This is a genomic window from Corynebacterium sp. HMSC076D02, assembly GCF_001813815.1.
Lineage (GTDB): Bacteria > Actinomycetota > Actinomycetes > Mycobacteriales > Mycobacteriaceae > Corynebacterium > Corynebacterium simulans.
The window spans coordinates 1-593 of sequence record NZ_KV814039.1; the positions used below are offsets into that span (position 1 = coordinate 1).

Sequence of the window (593 nt, forward strand, 5' to 3'; positions counted from 1 at the left end):
TGGGGTTGCCCGCAAATTGTGGACACGTAGTGGAGCTACCTAGTGGTTAGGCGGCTATTTCTTTTCTGCTGGTGGTTAGACCGATGCGGTTCTCAAAGTCGACGGGGCTTGCCATACCGAGTGCCGAGTGCCGACGTCGGCGGTTGTAGACGACTTCAATCCAGTAGGCAACGGCTTTACGCGCGGCATCACGGGTCGCCCAGCGCTTACGGTCGTAGAATTCGGTTTTAAGCGTCGACCAGAATGACTCGGCCATCGCGTTATCGAAGCACACGCCGGTACGCCCTACGGACTGAGCAATGCCCAGGTTGCGGCAAACTTCCCAAAGCTTCTCGCTGGTAAATTGGGTTCCGCGGTCAGCGTGAAACACTAGCCCGTCAGGCACGTCACCGCGTAGTGTATGCGCCATCCGCAGGGCCCGTTCGACCAGGTATGTATCTTGAACGCTATCCATAGCCCAGCCCAGTACCCTGCGGGAATGACCATCGCGGACTGCGCACAAGTACAACCAGCCTTCACCGGTGCGCAGGTAGGTAATATCTGACATCCACACTCGGTTGAGCTCACCAGTATCAAACATGCGCTTGACCAAG

At 57.0% G+C, this 593-nt stretch carries 1 protein-coding gene; it reads right to left on the reverse strand.

Annotation, left to right across the window (positions count from 1 at the left end; translation table 11 throughout):
- Positions 1 to 46: 46 nt before the first annotated feature.
- Positions 47 to 593, reverse strand: a 547-nt coding sequence (locus tag HMPREF2935_RS01995) for an IS3 family transposase (RefSeq protein WP_141755997.1), incomplete at its 5' end; no start/stop codon positions are given.